The 422-nt window shown below is 46.7% G+C and carries 1 pseudogene; it reads right to left on the bottom strand.

Annotated elements, in window-relative coordinates:
- A pseudogene (locus AN944_RS21680) lies at window positions 1-422 on the bottom strand (RTX toxin); the annotation flags it as partial.

Raw genomic sequence — 422 nt, 5'->3', positions numbered from 1 at the left:
CTGTCAGTCGCAGTTGCAACCACTGTGATGTCGCCATCCACAAGTGTAGATAGGTCAACATTATCAACAGAGTAAGTGCCATCTGCATTTACTGCCACATCTGTGATGGTAATTGCTGTGCCCGCAATATCGGTAATAACCAGGGTGACCGTACCGCCAGCTGGAATGTCTTGTGATGTACCAGTGATATCGCCTTGGTTCGATGCATCAATCACTAAGTCTACTGTTAGCTCAGCATCAACAGCATCGAGGTTTTCAGTGTCATTGGCAGACAGGTCATTGCCGTTTGAATCAGTTGCAGTTGCAACAACTGTGATGTCGCCATCCACAAGCGTAGATAGGTCAACATTATCGACAGAGTAAGTGCCATCTGCATTAACGGCTACATCTGTGATGGTAATTGCAGTACCCGCAATATCGGT

This window comes from Shewanella sp. P1-14-1, assembly GCF_001401775.1.
Classification (GTDB): domain Bacteria; phylum Pseudomonadota; class Gammaproteobacteria; order Enterobacterales; family Shewanellaceae; genus Shewanella; species Shewanella japonica.
Note: the sequence above shows the minus strand (reverse complement) of the source record. Positions and strands in the feature narration are given on the sequence as shown.